The following is a 15,784-nucleotide window of genomic DNA, read 5'->3' on the forward strand; positions in this document are numbered from 1 at the left end:
CCCTCCGGGCGGCCGGCTCGCCCGATTTCCGCACCACTGACGACAAGGCACGTACGTGAGAATGCGCAACCAGTGGCTGATCCTGCCCCTCGGGACGGGACTCACCGCGGCCCTGCTGGCCGGCTGTGGCACCGACCAGGGCGATGCCGCAGGGCAGGGCGGGGCCGTGGTCATGGGAATGTCCGACGACATCCAGGCCACCGATCCGGCGTCCGGCTACGACCCGGGGTCGTGGCTGCTGTTCAACAACGTGTTCCAGTCGCTCCTGAGCTTCCCCAAGGGCAGCACGGAGCCGGAACCCGAAGCCGCCAAGGAGTGTTCCTTCACCGACTCCGGCACCCGCGTCTACTCCTGCACCCTGCGCGACGGCCTCACGTTCAGCAACGGCCACAAGCTCACGTCGAAGGACGTCAAGTTCTCCTTCGACCGCATGATGAACATCGCTGACGACGCCGGCCCGGCGATCATGTTCCCCATGCTCGACAAGGTCGAGACGCCGAACGCCAAGACGGTCGTCTTCAAGCTGAAGCACGCGGACGCCACCTTCCCCAGCAAGATCGCGTCCGGCGCCGGTTCCATCGTCGACCACACCGGTTACTCCATGGACGGCCTGCGCACGGACGGCAAGGCCGTCGGCTCCGGCCCCTACAAGCTGGACTCCTTCGACAAGAAGAAGGCCGTCTTCTCGGTCAACCCGGGCTACAAGGGCACCGCGAAGGTCCAGAACTCCGGCATGACCATCAAGTTCTTCCACGGCGACCAGGCGGGCCTGAAGAAGGCCCTCGTCGGCGGCGACATCGACCTCGCCTACCGAGGACTCGCCGCCAAGGACATCGCCGGGATCGAGAACTCCACCTCGACGAGCAGCACCATGGACGTCGTCGAGGGCACCAGTGCCGAGGTCCAGCACCTGGTCTTCAACATGAAGGACCCCGTCGCGGGACGCCTGTCCGTACGCAAGGCCATGGCCTACCTGATCGACCGGGACGCCCTGGTCGACGAGGTCTACCAGGACACCGCCACCCCGCTGTACTCGATCATCCCGGCGGGCATCAGCGGCCACAACACGGCCTTCTTCGACACCTACGGCGCCCACCCCTCGCCCGCCAAGGCCCGCGCAGCGCTGCGCGCCGACGGCATCACCGGCAAGGTGAAGATCACCCTCTGGTCGACGCCCTCGCGCTACGGCCCCGCCACCGACCAGGAACTGGCGGCCATCGCCAAGCAGCTCAACGCGAGCGGCCTGTTCGACGCCGACATGAAGTCCATCGCGTTCGGCCAGTACGAGAAGGACATCAAGACCGGCAAGTACGGCGTGTACGTGAAGGGCTGGGTCCCGGACTACCCGGACCCCGACAACTTCACCCAGCCGTTCTTCGGCGCCGGCAACGTACTCGGGAACAACTACACCAACAGCACCATCACCGGGAAGATCATCCCGGAGACCGGGGCGGAGAGCGACCGCGCCTCCACCGACCGGGACTTCGAGCAGCTCCAGAACATCGTCGCCGACCAGCTGCCGGTCCTGCCCGTCTGGCAGGCCAAGCAGTACGCCGTCGTCCGCGACAGCGTCTACGGCCTGGAGTCCTGCCTCGACGCGTCGACCGTGTTCCGCTTCTGGGAGATCAGCAAGGGCACCGCCTGAACGGTCGGTGGCCGCCTCCCGGGAAGGGAGGCGGCCACCGACCTGTTCTTTCCGACGCCTGCTTCTACTGCGCGCCGGGACGCACCAGACCGCTCTCGTACGCGTACACCGCGGCCTGCACACGGTCGCGCAGCCCCAGCTTCGTCAGCACATGGCCGACATGGGTCTTCACCGTCGTCTCGCTGACGAACAGATCCGCCGCGATCTCGGCGTTCGACAGGCCGCGCGCCACGAGCTTCAGGACCTCGACCTCACGCTCGGTCAGCGTGTGCAGGGTGTCGGGCACCGGGTCGTCGCCCGACGGGAGATGGTCCGCGTACTTGTCGAGCAGCCGGCGCGTGATGCTCGGCGCGAGCATCGCCTCGCCCGCCGCGACCACCCGGATCGCCTGCACCAGTTCATTGGCCGGGGCGTCCTTCAGGAGGAAGCCGCTGGCGCCGGCGCGCAGCGCCTCCACCACGTACTCGTCGAGGTCGAACGTCGTCAGTACGAGCACCTTCGCCGGACCGTCCCGGCCGGGGCCGGTGATCTGTCGAGTCGCCTCGACACCGTCCATCCGCGGCATACGGATGTCCATCAACACCACATCGGGCTGCAGGGCACGGACCTGGTCGAGCGCCTGCAGGCCGTCTCCGGCCTCGCCGACGACCGCGATGTCCTGCTCGGCCTCCAGAATCATCCGGAACCCGGTACGGAGCAGCGGCTGGTCGTCGACCAGTAGGACGCGGATCGCCACGTAACTCTCCTTCGGTAGTCCGGGCCCATTCTGCCCTGCTAGCCGGCGTCCGACCCGGACACCCTGATCTGAAGCGGATACGGCGGGGGAGTCCCACCGAACTCCGGGCAAACCGCCTGATGGTCGCACCAACCGCACAGCTTCGTCGGGCGCGGCCGCCACTCGCCCGTCTCCGTGGCCAGCTGGATCGCGTCCCACAGCGCGTGCAGCTTGCGCTCCACCCGCTCCAGGTCCTCCACCACCGGGTCGTACGTCAGCACGTCACCGCTGCCCAGATAGACCAGCTGGAGCCGCCGCGGCACGACGCCCTTCAGGCGCCACACCACCAGCGCGTAGAACTTCATCTGGAAGAGGGCGCCCTCCGCGTACTCGGGGCGCGGGGCCTTGCCCGTCTTGTAGTCGACGATCCGGACCTCGCCCGTCGGCGCCACGTCGACCCGGTCGATGATGCCGCGCAGCTTCAGGCCCGATTCCAGCTGGGCCTCGACGAACAGCTCCCGCTCGGCGGGCTCCAGACGCGTCGGGTCCTCGAGCGTGAACCAGCGCTCGACGAGCTGCTCGGCCTCACCGAGCCAGCGCGTCATCCGCTCACCCTCGCCGTCGTCCGCGAACAGATCCGCCAGCTCCGGCTTCACCTCGCGCAGCCGGTCCCACTGGCCGGGAATGAGGGCCTTGGCCCGCGGGGCCGTCCGCTCTGCCGCCGGAGCGTCGAACAGTCTCTCCAGCACGGCGTGCACCAGCGTGCCTCGGGTCGCCGCCTCGCTCGGCTTCTCCGGCAGCTTGTCGATCACCCGGAACCGGTAGAGCAACGGGCACTGCATGAAGTCGCTCGCGCGCGACGGCGAGAGCGACGCAGGGCGAGCGGCCGCGGCGGCCCCTTCGGTGCTGGTTTCCATGACGACAGACCTTACGGGCCGCCACTGACAGTCAGGTACGAACGCTTCACGGGCGTCCTGGGAAGCGGGACCCCGCGGCACCGCAGGGGAGTCGACGAGGGCCGCGCCGCACCGGACGCATACCATCGACGACAGACCCCCTCGCCCTGCATGATCGTGCAACGGCAGGACCGAGGGATTTCCAACGAGGGGACCGAGGGATCACCGTGGACGAGAGCGGCCGGCCGCAGCCCGGCAGCGGCACGACGGACGACCACCAGGCCGCCCGCCCCGGCCCCACGCCCCCACCAGCCGCCGGCGCGAACGGCACGGCCCGCGCGAATTCCGTCCCGCACACGCCCCGGGACCCGGAGGAGCCGCCGCACAAGGAGCACCGCGAGGACGCCACCCCGGCCGCCGAGGGCGACACCTCGGACGCCGCCTCCGGCTCGGACCCGTTCGCCCAGCACACCCCGGCCGACGAGGGCGACACCTCGGACACCGCCTCCGGCTCGGACCTGTTCGCCCAGCACACCCCGGCCGACGGCGATGACACGGCACCGCCCGCCCAGGACCCCGTGTCCCAGGACGACACCCCACCCACTCGTACCCCCGCGACAAGCGGCCGCCGCCCCACCAAGGCTCCCGAGCCCCGTGGCGGACTCCTCATGGGCCGCCCCTTCGGCGTCCCCGTCTACGTCGCGCCCAGCTGGTTCCTCGTCGCGGCCCTCATCACCTGGGTCTTCGGCGGACAACTCGACCACGTCCTGCCCGGACTCGGCGCGGTCCGCTATCTCGTCTCCCTCTTCTTCGCGGTCGCGTTCTACGCCTCGGTGCTCGTCCACGAACTCGCGCACACCGTCGCCGCGCTCCGCTTCAAGCTGCCGGTGCGCCGCATCCAGCTCCAGTTCTTCGGCGGCGTGTCCGAGATCGAGAAGGAATCCGAGACGCCGGGGCGCGAGTTCGTACTCGCCTTCGTCGGACCGCTGCTCTCCCTCGTCCTGGCCGGCGTCTTCTACCTCGGCATGCTCGCCGTGGATCCCGGCACCGTGCCCGGAGTCCTGCTCGCGGGACTGATGATCTCCAACCTCATCGTCGCCGCGTTCAACCTGCTCCCCGGCCTGCCCCTCGACGGTGGCCGCATGCTCCGCGCCATCGTCTGGAAGATCACCGGCAAGCCGATGAGCGGCACCATCGCCGCCGCCTGGGTCGGCCGGGCCCTAGCGATCACCGTCCTCATCGGACTCCCGCTGCTCACCCAGTCCGGCGCCCTCGGCGAAGGCGCCGCGGACGTCAGCGGCATGGACACCGTCACCGACGCCCTGCTGGCCGCCATCCTCGCCGCGATCATCTGGACCGGCGCCGGCAACAGCCTTCGCATGGCCCGCCTGCGCGAACACCTCCCGGAGCTGCGCGCCCGCACCCTGACCCGCCGTGCCGTCCCCGTGGAGAGCGCCACCCCGCTGTCCGAGGCGCTGCGCCGCGCCAACGAGGCGGGCGCCCGCGCCCTCGTCATCGTCGACGCCGACGGGGAACCCAGGTCCCTCGTGCGCGAGGCCGCCATCGTCGGCGTACCGGAACACCGCCGCCCCTGGGTCGCCGTCAGCGGCCTCGCCCAGGACCTCACCGACGGCATGCGCGTCTCCGCGGAGCTCGCCGGCGAGGAGCTCCTCGACGCCCTGCGCGCCACCCCCGCCACCGAGTACCTCGTCGTCGAGGAGAGCGGCGCCATCTACGGCGTCCTGTCCGCCGCCGACGTGGAGCGCGCCTTCGTCAAGGCCATGGCCCGCCCCTCCTGACCGGGCCCGCAGCCCGGCGCCCCTGGTCCGCGGGCCCTCCGCGGACCGGTAGGCTGGTCACATGTCCGAACCGACCGGTGCCGCCCGCCGACGCGGGCCCTTCAAGGTCGGGGACCAGGTACAGCTGACCGACCCCAAGGGCCGCCACTACACGTTCACGCTCGAGGCCGGGAAGAACTTTCACACCCACAAGGGTTCCTTCCCCCACGACGAGCTGATCGGCGCTCCCGAGGGCAGCGTTGTCCGCACCACCGGAAACGTCGCCTACCTCGCGCTGCGCCCCCTGCTCCCCGACTACGTCCTGTCCATGCCCCGCGGCGCCGCCGTGGTCTACCCCAAGGACGCGGGGCAGATCCTGGCCTTCGCCGACATCTTCCCCGGCGCACGCGTCGTCGAGGCAGGCGTCGGCTCCGGCTCGCTGAGCAGCTTCCTGCTGCGCGCCATCGGCGACGAGGGCATGCTGCACTCCTACGAGCGCCGCGAGGACTTCGCCGAGATCGCCACGCAGAACGTGGAGCGCTACTTCGGTGGCCCCCACCCCGCGTGGCAGCTCACCGTCGGTGACCTCCAGGACAACCTGAGCGACGCCGACGTGGACCGCGTCATCCTCGACATGCTCGCCCCCTGGGAGTGCCTCGAGGTCGTCTCCAAGGCACTCGTCCCCGGCGGCATCCTCTGCTGCTACGTCGCCACCACCACCCAGCTCGCGCGGACCGTCGAGTCCATCCGCGAGATCGGCTGCTTCAACGAGCCGACGTCCTGGGAGTCGATGATCCGTAACTGGCACGTCGAGGGTCTGGCCGTCCGCCCGGACCACCGCATGATCGGCCACACCGGCTTCCTCCTCACCGCCCGTCGCCTGGCGGACGGCGTGGAGCCGCCCATGCGCCGCCGCCGCCCCGCCAAGGGTGCGTACGGCGAGGACTACTCGGGCCCGAACGCGGACGGCGGCAACGCCGGGCGCTGACCCGAACACCCGACACAACGCACGGGCGCCGCCGTCGAGTTCCCCGCATATCGGGGGAACTCGACGGCGGCGCCCGTTCGTTGAGGAGCGGCGCGCACGATACGGCAAGGACACGTGAGGAAGCTGAGAATCAGCGGACCCTGACGTTCCCCCACGGTGTGAGGTATGGCACGATGCTGGCCACCCCCACCGGCACAGCCCTCACAGGAGACACTCCTAGTGCAGCACCCCGCCGTCCCGGAACTGGCGCACACCACCACCCGCCCCATCCACTGGCTCGCGACCGCCGCGGCCGTATCGGCCGTCGTCGCGGCCTCCTCGTTCTTGCAGCCCGGCGCGGCCACCGCGGCCCAGCCGGGAACACAGCCCGTCGGCACCAGAGCCGCCGCCGCACCGCCCGACGCGGCTGCCGTCCACTTCCCGCTCGATTGCGGTCCGGCCAAGATCCTCGTGGTGAAGAAGGCCACCGGGGACCTCGACGGTGACGGCAGGCCGGAAACCGTCGCCGTGGTCCGCTGCGACGCCGGCTCCGGCACCCCGCCGAACGGTGTCTACGTCCTCACCCAGCCCCACGAGGCCCACGCCGCGCCGCGCATCGTCGCCACCCTCGTCGACCCGAAGGACCGGCTCACCGCCGACGACGTGGCGGTACGCGACCAGGCCGTCACCGCAACGCTCCTCGGCTACTCCAGCTCCGCCGTCCCCAGTTGCTGCCCCGACACCCAGGACAAGGCCAAGTGGCAGTGGAAGGGCGACGCGTTCGTGCGCTCCACTCCCGCGGAGGCACGCAGCGTCTGAGGCGCGGCACACGAAAAGGGGCCCTGCCCGCCGGGAACGGCGGCACGGGCCCCTTTCGTCGGCCTCCCCCACGTCGAGTGACGCGCGGGAACCCCGCGGTCACTCCGCGTCAGGGCCGTAGACCTCCACCCTGTCCGAAACGCGACGTACATGAATGCAGTCGCCCGGGCACTCCTTCGCGGAGTCCACGACGTCGTTCAGCAGCGGCAGCGGCACCGGGGTGGTGGCCCCCTGCGCCTGCAACAGCTCGTCCTCCGCGCCCTTCACATAGGCCAGTCCGTCGATGTCCAGCTCGAAGACCTCCGGCGCGTACTGCACGCAGATCCCGTCGCCGGTGCAGAGGTCCTGGTCGATCCACACCTCAAGGGCGACACCGCTGTCGGTGCCGGATCCGGCCTCCTGCTGCACGCTCATATCTCCTGCCGCTTCCTGCCTCGAACCGTCCCGCGTACCAGCAAGTCGGGCCAGCTCCGACGGGTGTTGAACACTTCGACCCTACAACCGGCCGCTTTCCGATGTTGTTGGGTGGGTATTCCCCTGGCGTGAGGGAGAGCGCAAGGGTGAAGATCGGACACACCCCCTTCGTCTTTGTGATCTAGGGGTTTCAATCGACACCCACCCAGGTAGGGTCTGGAAGCGTCCAGCTCCCCTTGGAGGAGGTGAGGACCGTGGCAGCCCACGACGACGACATGAACCGCGGCATCCGCCCGGGAAGAGGGTCCGACGACCCCGCCGGTCAGATTGCCTATCTTGAGCAGGAGATCGCCGTCCTGCGACGCAAGCTCGCCGACTCTCCGCGCCATACGAGGATTCTCGAAGAGCGGATCGTCGAGCTGCAGACCAACCTGGCCGGCGTGTCCGCACAGAACGAGCGGCTCGCCAACACGCTCAGGGAGGCCCGCGACCAGATCGTGGCCCTCAAGGAGGAAGTCGACCGGCTCGCGCAGCCGCCGGCCGGCTTCGGAGTCTTCCTCATGGCGAACGAGGACGGTACCGCCGACATCTTCACCGGCGGCCGCAAGCTCCGGGTGAACGTCAGCCCCAGCGTGGAGCTCGATGAGCTCAGGCGCGGCCAGGAACTGATGCTCAACGAAGCGCTCAACGTGGTCGAGGCCATGGAGTACGAGAGCGTCGGCGACATCGTCACCCTCAAGGAGATCCTCGAGGACGGCGAGCGCGCCCTGGTGGTGGGCCACACCGATGAAGAACGGGTGGTCCGGCTCGCCGAACCGCTCCTCGACATCACCATCCGGCCCGGCGACGCCCTCCTGCTCGAACCCCGATCCGGCTATGTCTACGAAGTCGTACCCAAGAGCGAGGTCGAAGAGCTCGTCCTGGAAGAGGTCCCGGACATCGGCTACGAGCAGATCGGCGGTCTGGGCAACCAGATCGAGCTGATCCGCGACGCGGTCGAGCTCCCCTACCTCTACCCGGACCTGTTCAAGGAGCACGAGTTGCGGCCGCCCAAGGGCGTCCTGCTCTACGGACCTCCCGGCTGCGGCAAGACCCTGATCGCCAAGGCGGTGGCCAACTCCCTTGCCAAGAAGGTCGCGGAAGTGACCGGACAGGCCACGGGCAAGAGCTTCTTCCTCAACATCAAGGGTCCGGAGCTGCTCAACAAGTACGTCGGCGAGACCGAGCGGCAGATCCGCCTCGTCTTCCAGCGTGCGCGTGAGAAGGCCAGCGAGGGCACGCCCGTCATCGTCTTCTTCGACGAGATGGAGTCCCTCTTCCGCACCCGCGGATCCGGCGTCAGCTCGGACGTGGAGAACACCATCGTCCCCCAGCTGCTCGCCGAGATCGACGGTGTGGAGGGCCTGGAGAACGTGGTCGTGATCGGTGCCTCCAACCGTGAGGACATGATCGACCCCGCGATCCTGCGGCCCGGACGACTCGACGTGAAGATCAAGATCGAGCGCCCGGACGCCGAGGCGGCCAAGGACATCTTCGCCAAGTACCTGACCGCCCGTCTCCCGCTGCACTCCGACGACCTCGGGGAGCACGGCGGCGACCGCGCCAGTACGGTCCACGGGATGATCCAGACCGCCGTGGAGCAGATGTACGCGGAAAGCGAGGAGAACCGCTTCCTCGAGGTCACGTACGCCAACGGTGACAAGGAAGTCCTGTACTTCAAGGACTTCAACTCGGGCGCCATGATCGAGAACATCGTCGGACGCGCCAAGAAGGCAGCCATCAAGGCCTTCCTCGAGCACAACCAGAAGGGCCTCAGGGTCTCCCACCTCCTCCAGGCTTGTGTGGACGAGTTCAAGGAGAACGAGGACCTGCCGAACACCACCAACCCGGACGACTGGGCTCGCATCTCCGGTAAGAAGGGCGAACGGATCGTTTACATCCGTACGCTCGTCACCGGAAAGCAGGGCGCGGACACCGGCCGCTCCATCGACACGGTGGCGAACACCGGGCAGTACCTGTAAAAGGCAGGGCGGCTGCGGGTGCCTCTACCGGGTACCCGCAGCCGACTGTTTTCCAGGCAACAATTCCGGCCGACTTTCCGGTTTCCCGGCAACGGCCGGCTCGCAGGCTCAGCAACAGCAATGACGGTAATGATCTCCCCACCAGCGCATAGGCGTTCTAGGCTCTTCGTACCGCCGAGTCGCGCAGCGCGGGGACGGGCACCGCACGCGCACCGGAGAACCAGCGGTACTTGAGCGCCGCCCTCGAACGGGGGCGCCGCCGGGCAAGGAGGGCCGCATGACCGTACGGCGAGTAATGGGCATCGAGACGGAGTACGGGATCTCCGTCCCCGGCCACCCCAACGCCAATGCCATGCTCACCTCGTCCCAGATCGTCAACGCCTACGCGGCGGCGATGCACCGGGCGCGCCGCGCCCGCTGGGACTTCGAGGAGGAGAATCCGCTGCGGGACGCGCGAGGCTTCGACCTCGCCCGGGAGGTCGCCGACTCCAGCCAGCTCACCGACGAGGACATCGGCCTGGCCAACGTCATCCTCACCAACGGTGCCCGCCTGTACGTCGACCACGCACACCCTGAATACAGCGCCCCCGAGGTCACCAACCCCCGGGACGCCGTCCTGTGGGACAAGGCCGGCGAGCGCATCATGGCCGAGGCCGCCGAGCGCGCCGCCCAGCTCCCCGGAGCCCAGCCGATCCACCTGTACAAGAACAACACCGACAACAAGGGTGCTTCCTACGGCACGCACGAGAACTACCTGATGAAGCGGGAGACCCCCTTCTCGGACATCGTGCGCCACCTGACGCCCTTCTTCGTCTCCCGCCAGGTGGTCACCGGCGCCGGCCGCGTCGGCATCGGCCAGGACGGCCATGAGCACGGCTTCCAGCTCAGCCAGCGCGCGGACTACTTCGAGGTCGAGGTCGGCCTGGAGACGACCCTCAAGCGCCCCATCATCAACACCAGGGACGAGCCGCACGCGGACGCGGAGAAGTACCGCCGCCTGCACGTGATCATCGGCGACGCGAACCTCTCCGAGATCTCGACCTATCTCAAGCTCGGCACGACGGCCCTGGTCCTCTCCATGATCGAGGACGGTTTCATCGCCGTCGACCTGGCCGTCGACCAGCCCGTGCGCACCCTCCACCAGGTCTCCCACGATCCCGGCCTGCAACACCTGGTCACGCTCCGCAGCGGCCGCACGCTCACCGCGGTGCAGCTCCAGATGGAGTACTTCGAGCTCGCGAGGAAGTACGTCGAGGAGCGTTACGGGGCGGACGCCGACGAACAGACCAAGGACGTCCTGACCCGCTGGGAGGACGTGCTCGGCCGACTGGAGAGCGATCCGATGAGCCTGGCCGGAGAGCTCGACTGGGTCGCGAAGCGGCAGCTCATGGAGGGCTACCGCCGCCGCGACAACCTCGACTGGGACGCCGCGCGGCTCCACCTCGTCGACCTCCAGTACGCCGATGTGAGGGCCGAGAAGGGCCTGTACAACCGTCTCGTGGCCCGCGGCAGGATGAAGCGCCTCCTGGACGAGTCGGAGGTCGAGAGGGCCCGTACGAAGCCTCCGGAGGACACCAGGGCGTACTTCCGGGGACGCTGCCTGGAGCAGTACGCGGACGACGTCGCCGCGGCCTCCTGGGACTCGGTGATCTTCGATCTGCCCGGCCGTGACTCTCTGCAGCGGGTCCCAACCCTCGAACCCCTTCGCGGAACGCGTAATCACGTGAAGGAGCTGCTCGACCGGTGCCGCACGGCCGAAGATCTGGTCCGGGTGCTGTCCGGAGGCTGAAAAGCCGGCGGCAGGGGAATCACAGAGGTGGGCCTCGCACGTTGGACGAAGTGCGGGGCCGATGTCGGACCCGGCTTGTAGGGTCTGATCAAGAACGTCGAACCGAGCGGGGTGAGGTAGATGGCGACCAAGGACACCGGCGGCGGACAGCAGAAGGCGACGCGTTCCACCGAGGAGGTCGAGGAGCAGGCGCAGGACGCGCAGGCTTCCGAGGACCTCAAGGAACGCCAGGAGAAGCTGAGCGACGACGTCGACTCCGTGCTGGACGAGATCGACGACGTCCTCGAGGAGAACGCCGAGGACTTCGTGCGGAGCTTCGTTCAAAAGGGCGGCGAGTAGCTCGTTCCACCTTTGAACTGAAGGTGGCGTGGCCGGGGTGCCGGGGGCGGGCGGGTCGTCGACCGAAGCCGTCCCAAGCACCCGGCCACGGATGTGGATCACTGCCGTTCCGCGGGTAGGGTCCCTGACGTACTGTGCTTCAACTGCAATTCGGCCATCGGCAAGTTGGGACACTCGTCCCGACGTCATCCGTCGCGCCGCCGCCTACGTGGAAGGAATCGCGTGGAAGCCAACACTCGTAGCACCGGGCGTCTACCAGCAGCCTTCCTGACGCCTGGATCCTCGTCCTTCGTGGACTTCCTGTCCGTGCATCAGCCGGAAATCCTGCCCGGGAACCGCGCGTTGCCGGTGAAGGGCGCGATCGAGGCGCCGCACGGCACGACGATCGTGTCCGTCACTTTCCCCGGCGGTGTGGTCCTCGCCGGTGACCGCCGGGCCACGATGGGCAACATGATCGCTCAGCGCGACATCGAGAAGGTCTTTCCGGCGGACGAGTACTCGGCGGTGGGCATCGCCGGTACGGCCGGTCTGGCCGTGGAGATGGTGAAGCTCTTCCAGCTGGAGCTGGAGCACTTCGAGAAGGTGGAAGGCGCCCAGCTGTCGCTGGAGGGCAAGGCGAACCGGCTCTCGACCATGATCCGGTCGAACCTCGGCATGGCCATGCAGGGTCTGGCCGTGGTGCCGCTGTTCGCGGGGTACGACGTGGACCGCGGCAAGGGCCGCATCTTCTCGTACGACGTCACGGGCGGACGGAGCGAGGAGCAGGGGTACGCGGCGACCGGCTCCGGGTCGATCTTCGCGCGTGGGGCGATGAAGAAGCTCTACCGCGACGATCTGACGGAGGCGGAGGCCACGACGCTCGTCGTGCAGGCCCTGTACGACGCGGCGGACGACGACTCGGCGACCGGTGGTCCCGACGTGGCACGCCGGATCTACCCGATCGTCACCGTGATCACGGACGACGGGTTCCGCAGGCTCACCGACGAGGAGGGTGCGCAGATCGCCCGTTCCATCCTCGACCGCCGGCTCGAGCAGCCCGACGGCCCGCGGGCCGCGCTTCTCTGACCGGTACGCATCCGTCATGCCCGAAGCGCCATTCGCCCGAGACTTGAGTCACTGAGTCACTGACAGAAAGGGACGGACAGCCGGTGTCGACGCCGTTCTATGTCTCACCCCAGCAGGCCATGGCCGACCGGGCGGAGTACGCCCGCAAGGGCATCGCCCGCGGTCGCAGCCTGGTTGTGCTGCAGTTTGCCGATGGCATCGTGTTCGTCGGCGAGAACCCGTCCCGCGCGCTGCACAAGTTCAGCGAGATCTACGACCGGATCGGCTTCGCCGCCGCCGGCAAGTACAACGAGTACGAGAACCTGCGGATCGGCGGAGTGCGCTACGCCGACCTGCGCGGTTACACCTACGACCGCGACGATGTGACGGCGCGTGGCCTGGCGAACGTGTACGCGCAGACGCTGGGCACGATCTTCTCGAGCAGCGCCGAGAAGCCGTACGAGGTCGAGCTGGTGGTCGCCGAGGTCGGGTCCGAGCCCGAGGGTGACCAGATCTACCGCCTTCCGCATGACGGCTCGATCGTCGACGAGCACGGCTCGGTCGCGGTCGGGGGGAACGCGGAGCAGATCAGCACCTATCTGGATCAGCGTCACCGGGACGGGATGACTCTCGCCGAGGCGCTGAAGCTGGCGGTGCAGGCGCTGTCGCGGGACACCAGCGGCAGTGAGCGGGAGATCCCCGCGGAGCGGCTCGAGGTGGCGGTCCTCGACCGCACGCGCCCGCAGCAGCGGAAGTTCAAGCGCATCGTGGGGCCGCAGCTGTCGCGGCTGCTCGAGGCCGGTGCGGCGACGTCCGCCGAGCCGGTGGAGAGCAGTGACGCGGAGTCCGACGACGAGGAGTGAGCAGGGTTTCCTGCCGAGGTGTCCGGCGCCCCGACCGTGCGAGCGGTCGGGGCGCCGTTCGTCGTGTCAGCCCGCGGGCGCGGCCGTGGAGCCGCGGACGACCAACTCGACGGGGAGCGCGGTGGTTTCCGGGGCACGGCCGTCGAGGACGGCGAGGAGCGCGGCCATGCCCCGCTCGCCGAAGAGCTCCGCGGGCAGCCGCACGGTGGTGAGTTCGGGCTCGACGGCGGTGGCGAGCGAGAGGTCGTCGAAGCCGGTGACGGAGAGGTCGCCGGGGATGCGCAGGCCCAGTCTGCGGGCGGCCTTGTAGGCGCCGGTGGCGAGTTTGTCGTCGTCGCAGACGATCGCCGTGGGGCGGGGCCCCGGCGCGGTGAGCGCGGCCTGCGCGGCGGTGCGGGCGGCCTCGACCGTCAGGGGTGAGCGCACCGTGCTCACGTGGGTTCCGGGGACGCGGGCCGTGCGGTCGGCGAGTTCTTGGGCGCGTACGTCGAAGGTCCAGGAGGGCACGGCCGAGGCGAGGTGCAGGAACCGGCGGTGGCCGAGGGCGAGCAGATGGTCCGTCACCTGGCGCATCCCGTCGGCGATGTCGAGGTTGACGGTGGCCGCGCCGCCGGTGCCCGCCGTGTCGTCGGGGTCGCTGTCGAGCATGACGAGGGGGAGTCCGCCGCCGCGGATGGCGGTGACGGCGTCGGAGGCCATGGAGGAGGCGAGGACGCCGTCGAGGGCCGCGCGTGCGGAGTCGAAGGGGTCGCGCGCGGGGCCGATGCCTTCGGGGGAGGGGTAGAGCACGACGCCGAAGCCGTGCTCCGCGGCGACGCGGGCGGCGCCGGTGTAGACACCGGCGAAGAACTCGTTGGTGAGGGCGGGGACGACGAGGAGGGCCGTGCGGGTGCGGCCGAGGCGCAGGTTGCGGGCGGCGAGGTTGGGGCGGTAGCCGAGGTCGCGGGCGGCGGCGCGGACGCGTTCGGCGGTGGCTTCGGCGACGCGGCCGCGCCATTTGTCACCGAGTACGAGGGAGACGGCGGCCTGGGAGACTCCGGCGGCGCGGGCGACGTCGCGGCTGGTGGGACGCGCGGGGGCCGTCTCGTCTGACCCGGTCGTCACTCATGCCTCCGTGGGGTGTGCAGCGGGGCCTTTCGGGTGGACCCGTGGTCTGCGGACATGGTACGTATGACCCTCGAAGTTATACGTAAAACCTAGGGCGCCTCGGGGCGGCGAGAGGGCGGACGATGGCCGCGGGATATGCGGAGATCCTCAAGGCGCGGCACGCGGCGCGGCTGCTGGCGGGCACCCTGGTGGGGCGGCTGCCGAACGCGACGGCCGCCATCGCGATCGTGCTGTTCGTGCGCGCCGAGGGCGGCACGTACAGCCTGGCCGGGGCCCTCGCGGCGGTGTACGGCGTCTCCAACGCGGTGGGACAGCCGTTGCTCGGCCGGCTCGTGGACCTGCGGGGACAGCCCCGGGTGCAGCTCCCGGCGGCGCTGGCGTCGGCCCTGGCCATGACCGTCTTCGCCTTCGCCGGGACCGGGGCACCGGCGCTCGCGTACATCGCGGTGGGCGCGGCCGGCCTGTTCACACCGCCCCTCGAGGGCGGGCTGCGCGCGCTGTGGCCGAACGTGCTGCCGCGCGAGGACCAGGTGCACACCGCGTACGCCATGGACGCGGTGGCGCAGGAAGTCATGTTCACCGTCGGCCCGCTGCTCGTCACCGTGTGCGTCTCGCTGTGGTCGGCGCAGGCCGCGCTCATCGTTCTGAACGTCGTCGGCGTCCTCGGCGCGCTGTCGGTGGTCGTGTCGCAGCCCTCGCGCGCGTGGCGCTCGGCGCCGCGTGAGGCGCACTGGCTGGGCGCCCTGCGCTCGCCCGGACTCCTCGCGCTCCTCGGGGCGTTCCTGTTCATCGGGACGGCGCTGGGCTCGATCACGGTGGCGGGCGTCTCGTACGCGGACGGACACGGCGGCGACGTGACGTACGGCTGGCTGATGGCGGCGCTCGGGCTCGGCGCGCTGGCGGGCGGCTCGGTCTACGGGGCGCGGCAGTGGGCCGGGGTGCCCGAGCGGCGGCTGCGGTGGCTGGTGGCCCTGCTGGCCCTCTTCTACGTGCCGTTGGTGCTGATGCCGGGCGTCGTGGCCATGACGGCCCTGACGGCGCTCGCCGGGGTGTTCCTCGCCCCGTCGATCGCGTGCGCGTTCATCATCGTCGACCGGCACGCGCCGCGGGGCACGGTGACGGAGGCGTTCTCGTGGCTCGTGACGACGTTCACGGTGGGTACGTCGATCGGAACCGCCGCGGCCGGACCGGTCGTCGAGTGGGGCGGCACGGTGTGGGGCTTCGCCGTTCCCGGAGCCGCGGGCGTGGCCGCGCTGCTCGTGCTTCTCGCCACCGGACGGGTCCTCGCAGCTCCCCGTGGCGCCGGGCGTGTCGCGGGCTCATCGGAAAATGATCGAAACGGTGCTGTCGAACCCGGTTTCAGTACAGGGCATCAGGCGTAATGTTC

The 15,784-nt window shown here is 69.6% G+C and carries 14 protein-coding genes and 1 pseudogene; 11 read left to right on the forward strand and 4 right to left on the reverse strand.

Going from position 1 to position 15,784, the window contains the following annotated elements; translation table 11 throughout:
• The first annotated feature begins 55 nt into the window (after nucleotides 1-55).
• Nucleotides 56-1,645: an ABC transporter substrate-binding protein gene (locus OHO83_RS34825; RefSeq protein ID WP_266668633.1), complete on the forward strand. Its 1,590-nt coding sequence runs from the start codon at nucleotides 56-58 to the stop codon at nucleotides 1,643-1,645.
• 64 nt (nucleotides 1,646-1,709) lie between these two features.
• Here the strand turns inward: OHO83_RS34825 and OHO83_RS34830 are convergent, their stop codons facing one another.
• Nucleotides 1,710-2,381 carry a response regulator gene (locus OHO83_RS34830; RefSeq protein ID WP_116503106.1) on the reverse strand — a complete coding sequence of 224 codons (672 nt, stop codon included), beginning with the start codon at nucleotides 2,379-2,381 and terminating at the stop codon, nucleotides 1,710-1,712.
• Nucleotides 2,382-2,419: 38 nt separating this feature from the next.
• A complete protein-coding gene (locus tag OHO83_RS34835) occupies nucleotides 2,420-3,277 on the reverse strand; it encodes a RecB family exonuclease (protein WP_330280250.1) in 858 nt (285 codons plus the stop codon).
• A 206-nt stretch (nucleotides 3,278-3,483) separates the two neighbouring features.
• Between OHO83_RS34835 and OHO83_RS34840 the strand changes: the two genes are divergently transcribed.
• The 3 genes from OHO83_RS34840 to OHO83_RS34850 all read left to right on the forward strand — a co-directional run bounded on the left by OHO83_RS34840 (nucleotide 3,484) and on the right by OHO83_RS34850 (nucleotide 6,820).
• A complete protein-coding gene (locus tag OHO83_RS34840) occupies nucleotides 3,484-5,055 on the forward strand; it encodes a site-2 protease family protein (protein ID WP_330280251.1) in 1,572 nt (523 codons plus the stop codon).
• A gap of 61 nt (nucleotides 5,056-5,116) precedes the next feature.
• Nucleotides 5,117-6,022, forward strand: a complete 906-nt coding sequence (locus OHO83_RS34845; RefSeq protein ID WP_116503110.1) for a tRNA (adenine-N1)-methyltransferase — start codon at nucleotides 5,117-5,119, stop codon at nucleotides 6,020-6,022.
• Between the two features lie 219 nt (nucleotides 6,023-6,241).
• Entirely contained in the window at nucleotides 6,242-6,820 is a 579-nt protein-coding gene (locus tag OHO83_RS34850) for a hypothetical protein (RefSeq protein ID WP_329435961.1), read from the forward strand.
• 99 nt (nucleotides 6,821-6,919) lie between these two features.
• On the opposite strand, the gene OHO83_RS34855 is transcribed toward OHO83_RS34850, so the two are convergent.
• A complete protein-coding gene (locus tag OHO83_RS34855; RefSeq protein WP_266668626.1) occupies nucleotides 6,920-7,234 on the reverse strand; it encodes a ferredoxin in 315 nt (104 codons plus the stop codon).
• Nucleotides 7,235-7,488: 254 nt separating this feature from the next.
• On the opposite strand from OHO83_RS34855, the gene arc reads away from it, so the two are divergent.
• The 6 genes and pseudogenes from arc to prcA all read left to right on the forward strand — a co-directional run bounded on the left by arc (nucleotide 7,489) and on the right by prcA (nucleotide 13,290).
• Complete coding sequence (gene arc, locus OHO83_RS34860; RefSeq protein ID WP_266668625.1) at nucleotides 7,489-9,255, forward strand: proteasome ATPase; 1,767 nt, start codon at nucleotides 7,489-7,491, stop codon at nucleotides 9,253-9,255.
• Nucleotides 9,256-9,532: 277 nt separating this feature from the next.
• Nucleotides 9,533-11,044 (forward strand): depupylase/deamidase Dop, encoded by a 1,512-nt coding sequence (dop, locus tag OHO83_RS34865; protein WP_341483354.1) that lies wholly within the window; start codon nucleotides 9,533-9,535, stop codon nucleotides 11,042-11,044.
• Nucleotides 11,045-11,164: 120 nt separating this feature from the next.
• A complete protein-coding gene (locus OHO83_RS34870) occupies nucleotides 11,165-11,383 on the forward strand; it encodes a ubiquitin-like protein Pup (protein ID WP_011027899.1) in 219 nt (72 codons plus the stop codon).
• Nucleotides 11,384-11,458: 75 nt separating this feature from the next.
• Nucleotides 11,459-11,654: pseudogene (locus tag OHO83_RS34875) on the forward strand (endonuclease domain-containing protein); the annotation flags it as partial.
• Complete coding sequence (prcB, locus tag OHO83_RS34880) at nucleotides 11,606-12,448, forward strand: proteasome subunit beta (RefSeq protein ID WP_266668622.1); 843 nt, start codon at nucleotides 11,606-11,608, stop codon at nucleotides 12,446-12,448. The pseudogene OHO83_RS34875 and the gene prcB, both read left to right, overlap by 49 nt.
• An 83-nt stretch (nucleotides 12,449-12,531) precedes the next feature.
• Nucleotides 12,532-13,290: a proteasome subunit alpha gene (prcA, locus tag OHO83_RS34885; protein WP_330280252.1), complete on the forward strand. Its 759-nt coding sequence runs from the start codon at nucleotides 12,532-12,534 to the stop codon at nucleotides 13,288-13,290.
• A gap of 66 nt (nucleotides 13,291-13,356) precedes the next feature.
• On the opposite strand, the gene OHO83_RS34890 is transcribed toward prcA, so the two are convergent.
• A complete protein-coding gene (locus OHO83_RS34890; RefSeq protein WP_330280253.1) occupies nucleotides 13,357-14,394 on the reverse strand; it encodes a LacI family DNA-binding transcriptional regulator in 1,038 nt (345 codons plus the stop codon).
• Between the two features lie 125 nt (nucleotides 14,395-14,519).
• Between OHO83_RS34890 and OHO83_RS34895 the strand changes: the two genes are divergently transcribed.
• Nucleotides 14,520-15,779, forward strand: a complete 1,260-nt coding sequence (locus OHO83_RS34895) for an MFS transporter (protein WP_266668617.1) — start codon at nucleotides 14,520-14,522, stop codon at nucleotides 15,777-15,779.
• Nucleotides 15,780-15,784 lie beyond the last annotated feature (5 nt).

Source organism: Streptomyces sp. NBC_00569 (genome assembly GCF_036345255.1).
Lineage (GTDB): Bacteria > Actinomycetota > Actinomycetes > Streptomycetales > Streptomycetaceae > Streptomyces.

Bases quoted from the DNA above. Each gene is read 5' to 3' on its own strand.
- OHO83_RS34835 (WP_330280250.1), bottom strand. From the start codon at position 3,277: ATGGAAACCAGCACCGAAGGGGCCGCCGCGGCCGCTCGCCCTGCGTCG.
- OHO83_RS34845 (WP_116503110.1), top strand. From the start codon at position 5,117: ATGTCCGAACCGACCGGTGCCGCCCGCCGACGCGGGCCCTTCAAGGTC.
- dop (WP_341483354.1), top strand. From the start codon at position 9,533: ATGACCGTACGGCGAGTAATGGGCATCGAGACGGAGTACGGGATCTCC.
- OHO83_RS34895 (WP_266668617.1), top strand. From the start codon at position 14,520: ATGGCCGCGGGATATGCGGAGATCCTCAAGGCGCGGCACGCGGCGCGG.
- OHO83_RS34870 (WP_011027899.1), top strand. From the start codon at position 11,165: ATGGCGACCAAGGACACCGGCGGCGGACAGCAGAAGGCGACGCGTTCC.
- OHO83_RS34855 (WP_266668626.1), bottom strand. From the start codon at position 7,234: ATGAGCGTGCAGCAGGAGGCCGGATCCGGCACCGACAGCGGTGTCGCC.